General features: G+C 67.9%; 13 protein-coding genes. 5 read left to right on the top strand and 8 right to left on the bottom strand.

What is annotated here, in order from left to right; translation table 11 throughout:
• Both A5645_RS27350 and A5645_RS22835 read right to left on the bottom strand, forming a co-directional pair.
• Window positions 1–105: PE domain-containing protein (locus tag A5645_RS27350; RefSeq protein WP_155768130.1), on the bottom strand; the 105-nt coding region annotated here is incomplete at its 3' end.
• A 187-nt stretch (window positions 106–292) separates the two neighbouring features.
• Window positions 293–2,392 (bottom strand): serine/threonine-protein kinase, encoded by a 2,100-nt coding sequence (locus A5645_RS22835; protein ID WP_065131126.1) that lies wholly within the window; start codon window positions 2,390–2,392, stop codon window positions 293–295.
• 265 nt (window positions 2,393–2,657) lie between these two features.
• On the opposite strand from A5645_RS22835, the gene A5645_RS22830 reads away from it, so the two are divergent.
• Window positions 2,658–5,240 (top strand): FHA domain-containing protein, encoded by a 2,583-nt coding sequence (locus A5645_RS22830; protein WP_081288510.1) that lies wholly within the window; start codon window positions 2,658–2,660, stop codon window positions 5,238–5,240.
• A gap of 75 nt (window positions 5,241–5,315) precedes the next feature.
• Complete coding sequence (locus tag A5645_RS22825) at window positions 5,316–5,756, top strand: ribonuclease FAU-1 family protein (RefSeq protein ID WP_065131124.1); 441 nt, start codon at window positions 5,316–5,318, stop codon at window positions 5,754–5,756.
• Here A5645_RS22825 and A5645_RS22820 read toward each other — a convergent pair.
• On the bottom strand, window positions 5,737–6,207 hold the full coding sequence (locus tag A5645_RS22820; protein ID WP_065131123.1) for an Rv1443c family protein: 471 nt from the start codon (window positions 6,205–6,207) through the stop codon (window positions 5,737–5,739). The two genes, A5645_RS22825 and A5645_RS22820, sit on opposite strands and share 20 nt — an antisense overlap.
• A 62-nt stretch (window positions 6,208–6,269) precedes the next feature.
• On the opposite strand from A5645_RS22820, the gene A5645_RS22815 reads away from it, so the two are divergent.
• Window positions 6,270–6,944, top strand: a complete 675-nt coding sequence (locus A5645_RS22815; RefSeq protein ID WP_172830593.1) for a TetR/AcrR family transcriptional regulator — start codon at window positions 6,270–6,272, stop codon at window positions 6,942–6,944.
• On the opposite strand, the gene A5645_RS22810 is transcribed toward A5645_RS22815, so the two are convergent.
• The 5 genes from A5645_RS22810 to polA all read right to left on the bottom strand — a co-directional run bounded on the left by A5645_RS22810 (window position 6,889) and on the right by polA (window position 14,519).
• Window positions 6,889–7,839, bottom strand: a complete 951-nt coding sequence (locus tag A5645_RS22810; protein WP_065131121.1) for a DUF2889 domain-containing protein — start codon at window positions 7,837–7,839, stop codon at window positions 6,889–6,891. The genes A5645_RS22815 and A5645_RS22810 overlap by 56 nt on opposite strands.
• Window positions 7,840–7,846: 7 nt before the next feature.
• Entirely contained in the window at window positions 7,847–9,061 is a 1,215-nt protein-coding gene (coaE, locus tag A5645_RS22805) for a dephospho-CoA kinase (RefSeq protein ID WP_065131120.1), read from the bottom strand.
• A 9-nt stretch (window positions 9,062–9,070) separates the two neighbouring features.
• A complete protein-coding gene (gene rpsA, locus A5645_RS22800) occupies window positions 9,071–10,516 on the bottom strand; it encodes a 30S ribosomal protein S1 (RefSeq protein ID WP_036355980.1) in 1,446 nt (481 codons plus the stop codon).
• A gap of 271 nt (window positions 10,517–10,787) precedes the next feature.
• A complete protein-coding gene (locus A5645_RS22795; protein ID WP_065131119.1) occupies window positions 10,788–11,789 on the bottom strand; it encodes a lysophospholipid acyltransferase family protein in 1,002 nt (333 codons plus the stop codon).
• Window positions 11,790–11,855: 66 nt separating this feature from the next.
• The gene (gene polA / locus A5645_RS22790; protein WP_065131118.1) at window positions 11,856–14,519 is read right to left on the bottom strand and encodes a DNA polymerase I; all 2,664 of its coding nucleotides are present in this window, start codon (window positions 14,517–14,519) and stop codon (window positions 11,856–11,858) included.
• A gap of 141 nt (window positions 14,520–14,660) precedes the next feature.
• Between polA and A5645_RS22785 the strand changes: the two genes are divergently transcribed.
• Window positions 14,661–15,107: a Zn-ribbon domain-containing OB-fold protein gene (locus A5645_RS22785; protein ID WP_065035996.1), complete on the top strand. Its 447-nt coding sequence runs from the start codon at window positions 14,661–14,663 to the stop codon at window positions 15,105–15,107.
• Window positions 15,104–16,306 carry a lipid-transfer protein gene (locus A5645_RS22780; protein WP_065035995.1) on the top strand — a complete coding sequence of 401 codons (1,203 nt, stop codon included), beginning with the start codon at window positions 15,104–15,106 and terminating at the stop codon, window positions 16,304–16,306. Before A5645_RS22785 ends, A5645_RS22780 begins: the two co-directional genes overlap by 4 nt.
• The last annotated feature ends 33 nt before the right edge of the window (window positions 16,307–16,339 follow it).

Below are 16,339 nucleotides of genomic sequence, written 5' to 3'. Positions count from 1 at the left end.
GGTGGCGACGGCGCTGCTGTTGGCCGCATTCAGGGACGAGCCGATCCCGGCCAATTGTGCGGCTGTGGCCGAAACCAACTGGGGCGCAGCGACCACAAACGACATCCAAGCCTCCTCAGGCCGATGACCCCCGTTGGGGACGCAACTTATCAACGCAAGCGTCAACGACGTGGGCAAATGGCAAAACTCACCACGCGAAAAACGCCTTGGGCGCTGAGCGTGCGAAGAATGCCGCTCTCAGCGGCGTGTCGCTGTCCATCCGCGCACCCTCGCGCGGTCCGGGCTGACCGAGTCAGCCGTGTCGCGCCCAGACCCGGGTCGACGGGTTGCACTCGATCAGGTAACCGTCGTTCGATGCAGACATGGCGAATACCGGGATGTCCGGGCGGTTACACGAGCTACCGACGGCGTGGACCCCAGTGGTGATCGGCGCTTTCCCCCACGTACCGCCCTCGCACACCACCTGCTCGTTGCTGGTCTGGTCGTAGGCCAGCTTGTCGACGTCGCTGCATGCGCCGCCGAGCACGGGTGGCGCCGGCTTGCTGGCCGGCGAGGCGGGCGCCGCGAGCGTCTGCGCCGGATCTGCCAACCTCAGCCCAGACGGCGGGTCCCCGACCCGGGTGGCCACCACCGGCACTCGCAGCACCGCCCCCTGCGCCCCACACTCGTTGCTGAGCACAGTCTCGGTTTCTATGCCGCGCAGTGTGCCGTCGGCCTGCGGCGCCAACGACCAGGCCACGGTTTCCTGCTGGGTGGCTCCGGCGGGACCGTTGGGCTGACGGCAGGCCACCCGCTCCTGCTGAGGCGCGCCCTGCCAGTACCCCGCGACGAACCGCAGGGTGTCGTTCTGGCCGCCGCCGGCCGTGGCGGCTATCTGGTGGTTTGTGTTGTCCAACTGCACGCCGGTCGCCGCGCACCCGTTGGTGGTGCACACGGAGTGGAACGCCCACCAGTCGGTAGTGGACCCGTCGTGCCGGATGCCCAGCCCGTTGCTGGTCTTCTTGGACCGGTCATAGTCCAGCCGATAGGTGCCGTCGAGGACACGCATGCCGGTAGCGGCGACCGGCGCCGGAGCTGGAGCGGGCGGCGCCTCCGGGGCGGCGGGCCGGGCAGCCAGCGCGGGCTTCGGCTGCGGGGTGCTCGAAGGGTCGGGTTCGAACGAGTACAGGATCGACCAGGTTGCTGCCACCGCGATCAGCACCGCGCAGACCAGCGCGGCCGCCATCCGGGTCCGGGCCGACAACCTGCGGCCCAACGCCGCCACCACGCCCCGTTGCCCGAGCTCCCCCGCCGAATCGGTCTCGCTGTCCTCGTCGCAACCGTCGGGCAGTTGGGCGCGGAAGTCGGCGGCGAAGGCCCGGCACCGCTCGTATCTTTCGGCCGGGTCCTTGGCCAGGGCCCGGATGAACACCTCGTCGAGGTAGGCCAGATCGGGTCGGCGCTCGCTCAGCCGGGGCGGCTCGTCGTTAAGGTGCTGGCTGATCACCGCGATCGAGTTGGGGTGCAGAAACGGCGGTGCGCCGGTCAACAGGTGAAATGCCGTGGCCGCCAACGCGTATTGATCGGCGCGACCGTCGATGTTGGATCCCGTCAGCTGCTCCGGCGCCGCGTAAGCGACGGTGCCGACCGCGACGTTCGTCTGGGTGATCCCGCTGATATCCCCCAGGTGCCGGGCAACACCGAAGTCGGCCAACAGGATTCGCCGCTCGTCGTCCTCGGGATGGGTGAGCAGGATGTTCGCGGGCTTGACGTCGCGGTGCAGCAGGCCGCGGTCGTGCGCGTAGTCGAGCGCGCCCGCCACGGCGCTGAGGATGGCGCACACCTCATCCGCGGGCATGCCGTCGGGATACTGCTCCTTGACGAGCCGGGACGCGTCGGTGCCTTCGACGTAGTCCATCGAGATCCACAGCTTGCCGTTGTATTCGCCGCGGTCGTGCACGCCCACGATGTGGGGGTGCCAGAGCGTGGCGGCCAGGTCGGCTTCCCGGTTGAAGCGTTCGCGAAACTCGGTGTCCGCCGTGATCGCTTCGGCCAGAACCTTGATCACGTCGCGGCGGGGCAGCCGGGGATGTAGGGCCAGATACACCTCGGCCATGCCGCCGGCGCCCAGCTGACGAAGGATGGTGTAGCCGGCGAAGGCGGCGCCGCGGGACAGCCCGACGCGAGCGCCGGCTTCCTCGACGACGGCGACGTCCTGCCGTTCCTGCTTGGGGGGCGGCGGCTGGTTCGCGGGCGCGCTCGGCGGCGGTACCGCGCGACGGCGCAGGTGCGCAACTGTCGCCGACGGCAAGGCCTGGAAACCCGCCCGCAGCGCCGCGCGCGCCTGACGCGGATTGGTCAGCAGCCGTCGACCCGCGTGCAAGCGCCGGGTGGCGCCGCTCTGGTCGTCCATAGCTGTTCCCCTCTGATGCTTGCTGGCTGTCGCGGCCTCGGCTCAGGCTCGGGCTCGGGCTCGGCGACATCGCAGTACGCCGAGGACCTTGAGTTGTCCGCTCGGCCGTACAGACATTTCCCCTACCGTCGAATCATGCCGGAAGTTGGCCCGCCACTGGGGAAATACCAGTTATGTAGCAGCTGTGAGTGATCGAACCGAAACATAGCTGATTCACAGCTGCGTCACACAGAGCTCACTCAGACTTTCCGCCGATACTGGTCTGGTGAGTCGACCAGCCCCACCCGCGCTGACCATCCGACACGACGGTACCCAACTTTCGTTCGCTCCCGGGTACGAGGTGATCATCGGACGGGACCTGCACGCCGATCTGCGCATCCCGGACCCGCGCATCTCGCGGGCACACCTGGTGCTGCGATTCGACCAGGGCCGATGGCTGGCGATCGACAACGGTTCGCTGAACGGGACGTACGTCAACGGCTACCGGATGCCTGTGGTCGACATCCACGACGGCCAGAGCATCAATGTCGGGAATCCGGCCGGGCCGCGGCTGACCTTCGAGATCGGGCAACAGCACGGATCGGCGACCCGCCCGCCCGTCGCCAAGCCCAGAACCGCCCACGACAGCGGCCCGCCCACCCTGGCATGGACGACCACGCCGCCGCCACCACGCCCGCCGGTCGGGCCCCCACGCGGACCGGTGCATCCGGCGCCGCCCCGACCGACACCGCGCCGTCCGCAGCGGCAGCCGGTACCGCCGTTGCCGCCGGCCGACGAAGTCACCTCGGTCAACATCCAGCCGGAACGGGCCGAGATGACCGAGATCGACATCAAGTCGGCCGACGTGTCGAGCCTGGCCACCCGGATGGTCCGGATCTTGGCGCCCCGGGTAGCCGGCGCGTCCGGGTCCACGAAGGCGGCCGGCACCCTGACAATCGGCCGGGCCAACGACAACGACATCGTCGTCTCCGACGTGCTGGCATCCCGACAGCACGCCGTCCTGCGTGACACGCCGTTGGGCACCGAGATCCAGGACCGCAGCATCAACGGAACCTTCGTCAACGGCACCCGGGTCGGATCGGCGATCCTGTCCAAGGGTGACGTCGTCACCATCGGCAACGTCGACCTGGAGTTCCGTGACGACACCCTCGTTCCGCGCCGCGAAACCGCCACCCGCACAGGCGGTTTGGAAGTGCGAAGCGTCAACTACACCGTCGACAACGGCAAACGGCTGCTGGACGGAATCTCCCTGGTGGCCCGGCCGGGGACCCTGACCGCGGTGATCGGCGGGTCCGGTGCCGGAAAGAGCACCCTGGCCCGGCTGATCGCCGGCTATGCCCGTCCGAGTTCAGGCTCGGTCACCTTCGAGGGCCACGACATTCACGCCGAGTACGCGTCGCTGCGCAGCCGGATCGGGATCGTCCCGCAGGACGACGTGGTGCACCGCCAGCTCACCGTCAACCAGGCGTTGGGCTACGCCGCCGAACTCCGGCTGCCCCCCGACACCAGCAAGTCCGACCGGGGCCGGGTGGTCACCCAGGTGCTCAAGGAACTCGATCTGACCAAGCACGCCGAAACCCGGGTGGACAAGTTGTCCGGCGGGCAGCGTAAGCGGGCCTCGGTCGCGCTGGAGCTGCTCACCGGGCCGTCGCTGCTAATCCTGGACGAACCGACGTCGGGCCTGGATCCCGCGCTCGACCACCAGGTGATGACGATGCTGCGTCAGCTCGCCGACGCCGGTCGGGTGGTCATCGTGGTCACGCACATGCTCTCCTACCTGGACACCTGCGACCAGTTGCTGCTGGTGGCGCCGGGCGGCAAGACCGCGTACTGCGGTCCGCCGGACCAGATTGGCGAGGCGATGGGCACCACCAACTGGGCCAAGATCTTCAGCCAGGTGGGAGCCGACCCGGACGAGGCCAATCGCCGCTTCCTGGCCCAGAACGAAGCGCAGAGCCTGCGGCAGCCCGCGGCCGGGGCCGCCGAGCCGGCCGACCTGGGTGAACCGGTGCACACCAGCGTGCGACGGCAGATCTCGACCATCGCCCGGCGGCAGGTCCGCCTGGTCGTCGCCGACCGGGCGTACTTCATATTCTTGGCCGTGTTGCCGTTCATCCTGGGCTCGCTGTCGCTGACGGTGCCGGGCAGCAACGGTTTTCGGGTCCCCGGCCCCAACGCGGGCACGCCCGACGAAGCCGCGCAGATTCTGGCGCTGCTGCTGCCGGCCGCCGCCTTCATGGGGACCGCGCTGACGATCCGGGACCTGGTCGGCGAGCGGGCCATCTTCCAGCGCGAGCAGGCTGTTGGGCTCTCGACGACGGCTTATCTGCTGGCCAAGACGGTGGTGTTCTGCGGCTTCGCCGTCGTGCAGTCGGCGATCATCACCGCGATCGTGGTGTTGGGCAAGAGCGCGCCCACGCGCGGTGGGGTCCTGATGGGCCACTCGACGTTCGGGGCTTCGGTGGAACTGTTCACCACCGTCGCCGCGACCTGTGTCGCCTCGGCCATTCTGGGTCTGGCCATCTCGTCGCTGGTGCGGTCCAGCGAGCAGATCATGCCCCTGTTCGTGGTGACGGTCATGGCGCAGCTCGTGCTGTGCGGCGGGATGGTCCCGGTGACCGGCCGACTCGGGCTCAATCAGCTGTCCTTCGCCACGCCCGCGCGGTGGGGCTATGCGGCGGCGGCTTCGACGGTCGATCTGCGCCACCTGGTGCCGGGTTCGCTGGTGTCCCAGGACCGGTTCTGGGAGCACACGTCAAAGAGCTGGCTGACCGACATGGGCATGCTGGCCGGACTCTCGCTGTTCTACGCCTGCTTCGTGCGGTGGCGGATCCGGTTACGTCGTTAGAGTGAGACCATCCACCCGCCCAAGCACGAGACGTTCGACCTCGCTGCCCGCACCAACACGGACCCCAAGGGAATCGTGCGGGCGGTCGACGAGTACGTCCTGCAGCCCTGGGGCCTCTACCTGGCCCGGCCGACGCCCGGCCGCGCTCAGTTCCACTACCTCGAATCGTGGTTGCTGCCGTCTTTGGGCTTGCGCGCCACGATATTTCACTTCAATCCGGGCCACGAGCGCGACCACGATCACTACCTGGATATCGGCGAGTACACCCCCGGCCCGACGGTGTGGCGCTCGGAGGACCATTACCTCGACATCGAGGTGCGCACCGGCCGCAACGCCGAACTAGCCGACGTCGACGAGCTTTTCACCGCCGTGCGGCAGGGGCTGCTGGCGCCCGACGTGGCCGAGCTGGCGGTGCGGCGCGCCGTGGCGGCGATCGACGGACTGGCCCGCAACGGGTACGACTTGTCCCGCTGGCTCGGCTCGCACGACATACAGCTCACGTGGCGGCGGGCGTAACCGGCGACATGTGCCGGCGCACCAGCTTGCGCCAGCGGCGCTGCCGGTATCGGTAGATCCCGTGTGCGACCGCCACAACCACTCCTGTCATCCTTCCGGCGTCGATGTCGACGGTGTCGCTGTAGCGGCAGGAATGCGCGTCGATCGGTTCGACGTGCAGGGTGTGGTTCCAGGCCTTGAGCAGGCCGCCGTATTCGTTGGTACGGATGCTTCCTGTAGCTTCGTCGACCTCGACGACGTTGATGGTGTGCCGGTAGGCCGGGATGACGTGGAAGGCGAACAGCCAACCGGTGCCGGACTCGCCGAGCCGCAATGCCTCCGTACGTCCCGCCAGCGACGGGAACCCGAACAGACCCTTGCAGACGTAGAGAAAGGTGGCAGGCGACAGCATCGCCGACCAGACGCGGTCGGCGCTGGTGGGCAGGACGGTTTCGACGTGAACAGTGCGCATCGCGGACTCCTTCTTAGGGCAACCTAATTTTGCTAGGGTCGGCGTCGGATGACTACTCGCTTTTGCCCGGGAGTTTCGCGATCGCACCCACAGACCGATTTCGGCAACGTAAGCAGCCCAAACAGCAGCGGGCCGCCGAGACCAGGCAGCGTGTCCTGGATGCGGCGGCTCAGGTTTTCGCCGAGCACGGCTATGCGGCGGGCACCACGAACCGCATCGCCGAGCGGGCCGGGGTGTCGATCGGCTCGGTTTACCAATACTTTCCCAACAAGGACGCCGTCCTGCGCGCGTTGATGGACGCGCACGTGGACGCCGGCGCGCGGCTGCTCACCGAGCGGTTGTCGGGTGGCTTGCCGGAACGACTCGACGACATGCTGCGCTTGTTCGTCCGGGCGGCCATCGACAACCACCGGGACAACCCGCGCCTGCACCGGGTGCTGTTCGAGGAGGCACCACGGGCGCCGGAGTTTCTGAACCGCTTGCACGATCTGGAACAGTTCAGCGTGGACACGGCCGCGCGGTTGCTCGACCAGCACCCCGAAGTTCGCGCCGACAGCCGACTGAACGCGCAGTTGGTGGTGGCGACGATCGACTCATTGGTGCACCGGCTGGTCACTAGGCCCGATGTCGGGACCGATCCGGTGGACTTCGGCGAGGTCGAAGACGAGATCGTCGCGCTGCTTACCGGCTATCTATCAGCGCATCCAGGTCGGCGAGCGCGCGGAGAGTGTCGTTGAGGTGCGTGCAGGTGCTGGTGCCGACGAATTCGCCGCGGATACGGTCCCGTAGCTCGGTCAGCGCCATGCCCTGGATTCGCGCGGCACTGCCGATTGCGGCGGGGCATTCCCGCCAGGGCAGCACTCGCACCTCGGCATCTACCGCGGTGATGGTCCGCGTCGACGCGTCGACCGTGCCGACCACGGTGTATTCGTGCACGATCGTCTCGACCAGCTCGTCGTCCATGTGCGAGTCGCGGAAGTGGGCGTCGAAGCCCACCGACTCGGCGCTCACCGGCCACACGTCGAGCCGCCGGAACCGGCGCATCCCCCGCTCCCGCAGCGGATCGACGTCGTGCAGCCCGTGCAGCCCCGGCGCCACCGGCCCGCGGCCGGTCGGGATGACGTCGTGTCGCCGGGTGTAGGCGATCAACGACGCGTCCGGCGCGAAGCCGGCGCAGATCCCGGCCATCCGGTCGGCGACACCCACCGGCATCTTTGCCTCGACGCCGTCGACGATCGACGCGTGCTGCGCCGCGTATCCGGATACCAGCGCGGCACCGACCCAATCGTCGAGCAACAGGTGAAGCAGGGTGGCCCGCCGCAACTCCTCGGGAAACAAGTGGGTCATCTTCGCCCGGAAACCCGCACCCACCCGGCAGCCCAGTAGCGCGTCCAGATCGGCGTTGTCCGAACGGATGTCGTCGATGACGTGATCGGTCAGGTGCGCGGTGACCCGGACCTCTGCCGCGCTCTCGGCCGACGCGTCGCGGGCCCGCAGGTCGACCAGCTTGCCGCGCGTTCCGTCCGGATGGGTGTCGATGGTGCTGGTGCGTCGCCGGCGGCCGTCCGTCAGCGGCGGCGCCTCGTCGAGGACCGGCCGCCGCGGACCCAGGATGTCGCTGACGAACGGCATGGCCGACTCAGGGCTTCCAGCCGGTGGCGTCGGCCCACTCCCAGGCCTGCCGGTAGGCCTCGCGGAACCAGGGTTCCTTGGCCGTCACGTAGCGCACGGTGTCGCCACGGGCGCTCCCGTCGGCCGCCCGCTTGACCCCCAGATATTTCTCCCGCACCTCGGCATTGGCCTTGAGCCAGTCCACGAACAGCAGTGCGAACTGCTGATTCGGCCAGCCGGCGACGCGGATGTGCACGTTGGTCGGTCGTCCCGGGTCGGCGGAGGCGTGAATGCGTTTGTGCCACAATGCCGGATCGTCACTGTGGTCGAGGCCCGGTACGGTGCTGCGGGCATCGGATTTCGCCGCGTCCTGAGTGATGTGCTCGAGACGCGGATAGCCCGCGGACAGCAACGGTTCGACGAGTTCGTCAGCGACGTCCAGGGATTCGACGGTGACCTGGATGTCGATGACGTCCTTGGCGTCGAGGTCCGGCACGGCTGTCGATCCGATGTGGTCCACCCGCACCGCCCGGTGGCCGCAGGTGGTCTGCAGCCGGTTGACGATGCGTCGGGCCTGATCCGCCCAACTCGGGTCGGCGGGCACCACCCGCGCCGGCGCGTGGGCATGAGCGCGCTCGCTGAGGTTGTGCGCGAACGGGACGATCCGGTTGCGCCACACGTCGCGGGCTCGTTCGGTCAGCGCCTCCGGGGTGCCCGAGTTGTCTAACCAGATATCGGCCACGGCCCGCCGCTGCTCGTCGGTGGCCTGCGCGGCGATCCTGGCCCGCGCGTCTTCTTCGGACATGCCGCGTTGGTCGACCAGTCGGCGCAACCGGAGTTCGACGTCGGCGTGCACGATGACCACCAGCGGGAACAGCGGAGCCATGCCGGACTCCACCAGTAGCGGAATGTCTTCCACCACAACGGCATCCGGAGACACCGCGGCGATGATCTCCGCACGCCGCTGGGCAACCAGCGGATGCACGATGCCGTTGAGCTTCTTGCGCTCGTCCTCGCTGGCGAAGGCCTTGGCCGCCAACGCCGGGCGGTCCAGGGACCCGTCGGGCTGCAGGATGTCCTCGCCGAACGTTTCGACGAGCGACTTCAACCCCTCGGTGCCCCGCTCGACGACCTCGCGCGCGATGACATCACCGTCGACGATGATGCCACCGCACTCCGAGAACGTCTTGGACAGCGCCGACTTCCCGGCGCCGATACCGCCGGTCAGCCCGATGCGCAGCATCCGTGCGTGTTATGCGCTGCCGGCGAGCTTCTCCCGCAGAGCCGCCAGCTGGGCGTCGCTGGCCAGCGATCCGCCCGCGGACTTCTCCGAGGAGCTGCTGCTCGAGGACGACTGGCCGCCGGCACCGTGGTCGGCAGCCTCCGCCGCGGCGAACTTCTCCATCTGCGCGGTGTGCATCTTGTGCCGGCGCTCCGCCTCGGCGTAGCGGGCCTCCCACTCGTTGCGCTGGGCGTCGAAACCTTCCATCCACTCGTTGGTCTCGGCGTCGAAGCCCTCGGGGAAGATGTAGTTGCCCTGCTCGTCGTAGCTGTCGGCCATGCCGTACTTCGCCGGGTCGAATTCGTCGGTGTAGTCCTCGTTGGCCTGCTTGAGCGACAGCGAGATCCGGCGGCGCTCCAGGTCGATGTCGATGACCTTGACCATCGCGTCGTCGCCGACGGCAACCACCTGGTCGGGCACCTCGACGTGGCGCTCGGCCAGCTCGGAGATGTGCACCAGACCCTCGATGCCCTCCTCGACGCGAACGAACGCACCGAACGGAACCAGCTTGGTGACCTTGCCCGGCACGATCTGCCCGATGGCATGCGTGCGGGCGAAGTGACGCCACGGGTCTTCCTGAGTCGCCTTGAGCGACAACGAAACCCGCTCGCGATCCATGTCGACGTCGAGCACCTCGACGGTGACCTCGTCGCCCACCTGAACCACCTCGGACGGGTGGTCGATGTGCTTCCAGGACAGCTCGGACACGTGCACCAGACCGTCCACCCCGCCCAGGTCGACGAACGCGCCGAAGTTGACGATGGAGGAGACAACACCCTTGCGGATGGTGCCCTTCTGCAGCTGGTTGAGGAACTCGCTGCGCACCTCGGACTGGGTCTGCTCCAGCCAGGCACGGCGGGACAGCACCACGTTGTTGCGGTTCTTGTCCAGCTCGATGATCTTGGCTTCGATCTCCTTGCCGATGTAGGGCTGCAGATCACGCACGCGGCGCATCTCGACCAGCGAGGCGGGCAGGAAGCCGCGCAACCCGATGTCGAGGATCAGGCCGCCCTTGACGACCTCGATGACGGTGCCCTTGACGGCCTCGTCCTTCTCCTTGAGCTCTTCGATGGTGCCCCAGGCGCGCTCGTACTGGGCGCGCTTCTTGGACAGGATCAGTCGGCCTTCTTTGTCCTCTTTGGTGAGAACCAGGGCCTCGACCTCATCACCGACGGAAACGACCTCGTTGGGGTCGACGTCGTGCTTGATGGAGAGCTCGCGGGCGGGGATGACCCCTTCGGTCTTGTAGCCGATGTCGAGGAGCACCTCGTCCCGGTCAACTTTGACGATGGTGCCTTCGACGATGTCGCCATCGTTGAAGTACTTGATCGTTTTATCTATTGCGGCAAGAAAATCCTCGCTGGTGCCTATGTCGTTGACGGCTACTTGCGGCGAGGTGACGGCGGGACTCGGCATATTGTTGGGTTGCTCCGGACAGGGTTCATCGTAGGGACTTGGGACTTGAGTTATTGGTGTGACCCGCGATCGAGCGCAAACGGGTACCAGTCGAGGCTACTCGACTGCCTACACGCTGGACAAACTCGGTCGAAATCATGATCAGACTACCGTGTGCGTATCCGCACCGACGCGCGGCCCATTTCTCTGGCTAGTTGGCCGCCCGCCGTAAGCCTTCGGTACGTGATCCACGCTGCTGACGTGCATAAACCCCACGCTCGACGATTCGGATCTACCGCCGTCGGCGGCCGACCGAGTCCGACACCAGCCCGCCGGGCATCAGCCACTGATCCGGCTCACGCCGGATGAACTCGGCGAGGGCGTCGGCGACGCGCTGCGACGTCTGCTGCACGGCGTCGCGCACGCTGTGGTCGTCCCCGCCCAGGGGCACCTCGGCGGCGATCGGCTCGCCGAACACCGGTTCCCGCTGGTGTCTGCGCTGGAAGACCGCGCCGGGGACGATCAGCGCTCCGGTGCGCAGAGCCAGCAGCGCCGGTCCCGGACCGACCGGTCGCTTGATGCCGGCGAGGTCGACGTGGATGCCGGCGCTTGCCCCGCCGTGGGCGCCCTCGCGGGCCCGGAAATAGTCGCCGGCGATCGCGACGATCCGGCCACGGCGCAGCGCGTCCGCCATGGCCGCGGTGATGCTGGCGCCGCCGGTGCGCTCGACCACGATGAGTTCCAGACCGGCCTTCTGCGCGCCACGGTGGATCACCCACTGCATCAAGGCCCGCTGCCGGTTGGCGACCACCGTCGTGGGCAGCCCGTTGAGCGCGAGCACGATCGGCAGCGCTGCATAGGAGCCCAGATGCGGGAAGGCGACGATGACGCCGACACCGGCCGCTCGGCCGGCTTCGAGGGCGGCGTGGATGGGCGCCGGGTCAGCGATGCGGAACCGGCGAAGTGCGGCGTCGTGCGGTGCGGCGAGGAACCAGATCGCGTCGTTGGCGTTGCGCACCAGCGCCCGGTACATCGCCTGGACCGGCCGCCACTTGCGGGACGAGAACTGTGCCGTCGGGTCCACGTTGTCGCGAAAGTCCTGCAGTACGTGCAGGTGCTGGGCGCGGCCGCGCCAGTACACCAGCCGCGCGACGACGGCTAACAGCGCGTCGGCGACCGGCGCCGGCAGTAGGCCGAACAGCTTCGAGGCGACAACCAGCGGATAACGCAGCAGCGGCGGTCGCTGGTCATTTGCGTCGCTCTTCCCCGCAGGCGGGAGGTGCCGCCACCTCATCGCTGCGCTCTGCATTGTCGCGGTCGCGGGGCCGGTTCCGACACCCGTGCAGTTTAAGTTCGCCGCCTAGTGCGCCGCAGCATCCCAACTCGGGCCGTAACCCACCGACACCTCAAGCGGGACGTCCAGCGGGTACGCGCCGCCCATCTTGTCGCGGACCAGCGCCTCGAGCTGGTCGCGCTCCCCCGGCGCAATCTCGAACAGCAGCTCGTCGTGCACCTGCAGCAGCATGCGAGAGGTCAGCCCGGCCTCTTTGATCGCCTTGTCCACTTCGATCATGGCCACTTTGATGAGGTCGGCCGCGCTGCCCTGGATCGGAGCGTTCAGCGCCGCCCGCTCCGCGGCTTCCCGCACCTGCCGGTTGCTGCTGTCCAGCTCGGGCAGGTACCGCCGGCGGCCCAGCACCGTCGAGGTATAGCCGTCCTTGCGGGCCTGCTCGACCACCGCGAACAGGTAGTCCCGCACACCGCCGAACCGGTTGAAGTACTGGTCCATCTGGACCTTGGCTTCCTCGGTGGAGATTTTCAGCTGCGCGGCCAGCCCGTAAGCGCTGAGCCCGTAGGCCAGACCGTATGACATGGCCTTGACCCGCCGCCGCAGCTCGCCGGTGACTTCCTCGATCGGCACGCCGAAAGCGCGGGACGCTACGAACGAGTGCAGGTCCTCGCCGGTGTTGAACGCCTCGATCAGGCCTTCGTCGCGGGACAGGTGCGCCATGATCCGCATCTCGATCTGGCTGTAGTCCGCGGTCATCAGCTCCTCGTAGCCGCGTCCCACGACGAACGCGTCGCGGATCTGGCGGCCGGCGTCGGTGCGGATCGGGATGTTCTGCAGGTTCGGTTCGGTCGAGGACAACCGGCCGGTGGCCGCGATGGTCTGGTTGAAGGTGGTGTGGATGCGGCCGTCACCGGCCACCGAGTTCAGCAAGCCATCGACGGTGACCTTGAGCCGGGTGACGTCGCGGTGGGTCAGCAGGTGCTGCAGGAACGGGTGGCCGGTCTTGTCGAACAACGACTGCAGGGCGTCCGCATCCGTGGTGTAGCCGGTCTTGGTGCGCTTGGTCTTGGGCATGCCGAGTTCGTCGAACAGCACGACCTGCAGCTGCTTGGGTGAGCCGAGGTTGATCTGTTTGCCGATCACGGCATAGGCGGCCTCGGCCGCGTCGCGGATCTGGTCAGCGAACTGGGTCTGTAGCTCGGTGAGCTTGGCCAGGTCGACCGCGATGCCGGCATGTTCCATCTCGGCCAGCACCTGCTGCACCGGCAGCTCCATCTCGCCCAGCAGGGCGGTGGAATCGATGCGGGTCAGCTCGGCGTCCAGGGCGTCGGCGAGGTCGACGACGGCCCGGGCCCGCAGAATGCTGGTCTGTACCGCCTGCTCGTCCACCCCGTCGATATCGTCGAGCAGCGAAAGTTGTTGCTGCTCAGGGTTATCCGCGCGCAACTCGCGACGCAGGTAACGCAGCGAGAGGTCGTCGAGGGTGAAGCTGCGCTGCCCGGGCCGCACCAGGTAGGCGGCCAGCGCGGTGTCGGAGGTGACGCCGGCCAGGGTCCAGCCCCGGCCGATCAGGTCGTGGATGGCCAGCTTCGCCTCGTGCAGGGCCTTGGGCTTGTCCGGGTCGGTCAGCCACGCGGCCAGCGCGGCGTCGTCCTCGGGTGTCAGCGTGGCGGTGTCGAGGTAGGCGCCGTCCCCGTCGGCGGCGGCGATGGCCAGCGCGGTGGCATCACCGCCGTGCGGCAGGTGGGTGCCTACCACCGTCAGCCCGGACCGGCGGCCGTCACCGGCGTGATCGGTCAGCCACTGCCCGACGGTGCCCGGATCCAGCGCCCCGCCGCGCACGTCGAACCCCTCGTCGACCTCGGGTTCGACGGCGGCGAGCGTGTCGAAGAGCCTGTCCCGCAGGACGCGGAATTCGAGGTCGTCGAAGAGCCGGTGGATGTGGTCGCGGTCCCAGGGCTGCAAGCGCAGGGTATCGGGGGTTTGCGCCAACGGCACATCCCGGACCAGCTCGGTGAGGTCCCGGTTCAGCACGACGTTGGCGACGTGTGCACGCAACGCGTCGCCGACCTTGCCGCGCACCGAGTCGACGTTGTCGACCAGGGATTGCAGCGACCCGTATTCGATGATCCATTTCGAGGCGGTCTTCTCCCCCACCCCGGGGATGCCGGGCAGGTTGTCACTCGGGTCGCCGCGCAGCGCGGCGAAGTCCGGGTACTGCTTGGGAGTCAGGCCGTATTTCTCGACGACGGCCTCCGGGGTGAAGCGGGTGAGCTCACTGACGCCCTTCCGGGGATAGAGGACCGTCACGTCGTCGCTGACCAATTGCAGCGAGTCGCGGTCGCCGGTGACCACCAGCACCCGGTAGCCCTCGCCCTCGGCTTGGGTGGCCAGCGTCGCGATGATGTCGTCAGCCTCGAAACCCGGCTCGGCCAGCACGGTAATGCCAAGTGCGCCAAGGACTTCCTTGGTGATGTCGATCTGGCCGTGGAACTCATCAGGCGTCGAGGACCGGTTGGCCTTGTACTCCGGGTAGCGCTCGGAACGAAACGTCTGCCGGGACACGTCGAACGCCGCCGCGATGTGCGTGGGCGCCTCGTCGCGCAGCAGGTTGATCAGCATGGCGGTGAACCCATAGACCGCGTTGGTGGTCAGCCCGCCGCGAGTCTTGAAGTTCTCCGCGGGCAGCGCATAGAACGCCCGGAACGCCAGCGAGTTGCCATCCAGCAGCATCAGCGTCGGTTTCGTGGATTCTGCGCTCTTCGAAGGCGGGGCACTCACGGCTCACACTCTAGGCACCCGGTACGACGCTCCTCGCGGCGCCAGAACTGGAACACGTTTCAGTTTTGCGCCGGTGCTGGGTACGCTGAGCCGGTGCCAGAGGTCACCTACCAGCAGCCGGCGATCGACGGGTGGTTCGCCACCGACGATGCCGGAAACCCTTACCTGATCGGCAGCAAGTGCCCGGCGTGCGGCACCTATGTGTTCCCGCCGCGGGAGAACAACTGCCCCAACCCGGCATGCGCGAGCGACTCACTAGAGTCCGTCGCCTTATCGCGTCGCGGCAAGCTGTGGAGCTACACCGAGAACCGCTATCCCCCGCCCGCGCCCTACCCCGCGCAGGAGCCGTTCGAACCGTTCGCCATCGCCGCCGTGGAGCTGGCCGACGAGGGAATCATCGTGCTCGGCAAGGTGGTCGAGGGGACGCTGGCTGCGGATCTGAAGGTGGGCATGGAGATGGAGTTGACGATTATGCCGCTGTTCACCGACGCCGACGGTGTTGAACGCCTGGTGCACGCCTGGAAGGTGTCGTCGTCATGAGTACTCCCGAGCCGCTCTACATCCTCGGCGCGGGCATGCACCCGTGGGGCAAATGGGGCCGGGACTTCACCGAATACGGCGTGGTCGCCGCGCGGGCGGCGCTGGCCGAGGCTGGTCTGGACTGGCGGCAAATACAGCTGGTCGCCGGGGCCGACACGATCAGGAACGGCTACCCCGGTTTTATCGCCGGGTCGACGTTCGCGCAGAAGCTCGGGTGGAACGGCGTACCGGTCAGCTCCAGCTACGCCGCGTGCGCCAGCGGTTCGCAAGCGCTGCAGAGCGCCCGGGCCCACATCCTGGCCGGCTTCTGCGACGTCGCGCTGGTGATCGGCGCCGACACCACACCCAAGGGCGCCTTCGCGCCCGTCGGCGGTGAACGCAAGAACGACCCCGACTGGCAGCGCTTCCACCTGATCGGCGCGATGAACCCGGTGTACTTCGCGCTGCTCGCGCGGCGCCGGATGGATCTGTACGGCGCGACGTCGGAGGACTTCGCACAGGTGAAGGTGAAGAACTCCCAGCACGGCCTGCAGAACCCGAATGCTCGCTATCGCAAGGAGTCCTCCATCGAGGACGTGCTGGCCAGCCCGGTGGTCAGCGACCCGTTGCGGCAGCTGGACATCTGTGCGACCTCTGACGGTGCCGCGGCGCTGATCGTGGCCAGCGCGGAGTTCGCCCGCAAGCACCTGGGTTCCCTCGACGGGGTCCCGTCGGTGCGCGCGGTCAGCACCGTCACCCCGCAATACCCGCAGCACTTGCCCGAATTGCCCGACATTGCAACGGATTCCACCGCAGCGGTGGCCGCGCCCGAGCGAGTGTTCAAGGACCAGATCCTCGACGCCGCCTATGCCGAGGCCGGCATCGGACCCGAGGATGTCAGCCTGGCCGAGGTCTACGACCTGTCCACCGCGCTGGAACTCGACTGGTACGAGCACCTGGGCCTGTGCCCGAAGGGTGAGGCCGAGCAGTTACTGCGCAGTGGCGCGACGGCGCTCGGCGGCAAGGTGCCGGTCAACCCGTCCGGCGGGCTGGCCTGCTTCGGCGAGGCGATCCCGGCGCAGGCGATCGCGCAGGTCTGCGAGTTGACCTGGCAGCTGCGTGGCCAGGCCACCGGACGGCAGGTGGAGAACGCAAAGGTTGGCGTCACCGCGAACCAGGGTCTGTTTGGGCACGGCTCGTCGGTGATCGTCGCGCGCTAAAGGGTGCGGTAGGGGTGCCGAGCAGACGCGAAA

It is taken from the genome of Mycobacterium asiaticum (genome assembly GCF_001673635.1).
GTDB lineage: Bacteria > Actinomycetota > Actinomycetes > Mycobacteriales > Mycobacteriaceae > Mycobacterium > Mycobacterium asiaticum_C.
This window is presented reverse-complemented; position numbering and strand designations above follow the sequence as displayed.

Coding starts and splice junctions, on each gene's coding strand:
- A5645_RS22835 (WP_065131126.1), bottom strand. CDS start 2,392: ATGGACGACCAGAGCGGCGCCACCCGGCGCTTGCACGCGGGTCGACGG.
- A5645_RS22820 (WP_065131123.1), bottom strand. CDS start 6,207: ATGCGCACTGTTCACGTCGAAACCGTCCTGCCCACCAGCGCCGACCGC.
- A5645_RS22810 (WP_065131121.1), bottom strand. CDS start 7,839: ATGCCGTTCGTCAGCGACATCCTGGGTCCGCGGCGGCCGGTCCTCGAC.
- coaE (WP_065131120.1), bottom strand. CDS start 9,061: ATGCTGCGCATCGGGCTGACCGGCGGTATCGGCGCCGGGAAGTCGGCG.
- rpsA (WP_036355980.1), bottom strand. CDS start 10,516: ATGCCGAGTCCCGCCGTCACCTCGCCGCAAGTAGCCGTCAACGACATA.
- A5645_RS22795 (WP_065131119.1), bottom strand. CDS start 11,789: ATGAGGTGGCGGCACCTCCCGCCTGCGGGGAAGAGCGACGCAAATGAC.
- polA (WP_065131118.1), bottom strand. CDS start 14,519: ATGCTGCTGGATGGCAACTCGCTGGCGTTCCGGGCGTTCTATGCGCTG.
- A5645_RS22780 (WP_065035995.1), top strand. CDS start 15,104: ATGAGTACTCCCGAGCCGCTCTACATCCTCGGCGCGGGCATGCACCCG.